Genomic DNA, 562 nt, shown 5'->3' on the forward strand with positions numbered 1-562 from the left:
TACTGAGTAGGAACCAGTACGTCTACCGGATCACCATCCAGGCTCAGAGTTTGGTTCACATAGCCGTAGTTGCAAGGATAGAACATAGGCGCAGTCATCATGCGATCCACAAACAAGGCACCTGTGTCCTTGTCCACTTCATACTTGATAGGGTCGTGGTTTTGTGGGATTTCGATGATCACGTAGATGTCATCTGGCAGGGATTTGCCCGCAGGCACTGCATTTAAGCTCATGGAAGTATCCTTAGACTGTGTATAAATCTATTTCAGGTCCGGCCTGAAGTTCAGTGTGGCGCGTATTATAGCGCGATTTGACGGCTTGCCAATGAAAGGCCGCAGTCTTAAGACTAATTGCCAACAGTTCATCCCAGGCTATCTGTCTCAGGCCTTGAATTGTACCGTCAATTCAGGGCTGCCGACCCCGGCAGCCCCAAGCGGCGTTTAGAGTTCAGGCTCGCCGCTGTAATCCTGCTGATGGTACTCGAGGCAGGCATCGACTTCACTGGCCGAGCCCACGAGACAGGCAGAAATCTCGTATGCCGTCTTCTGCTTGAAAAAAAAAA

The 562-nt window shown here is 50.5% G+C and carries 1 protein-coding gene; it reads right to left on the minus strand.

Annotated features, from left to right (window positions below; genetic code table 11):
• On the minus strand, positions 1–233 hold a 233-nt coding region (locus tag K5R16_RS22120; protein WP_220740570.1), incomplete at its 3' end, for an inorganic diphosphatase.
• Between the last annotated feature and the right edge of the window lie 329 nt (positions 234–562).

The organism is Shewanella sp. c952 (genome assembly GCF_019654975.1).
Taxonomy (GTDB): domain Bacteria; phylum Pseudomonadota; class Gammaproteobacteria; order Enterobacterales; family Shewanellaceae; genus Shewanella.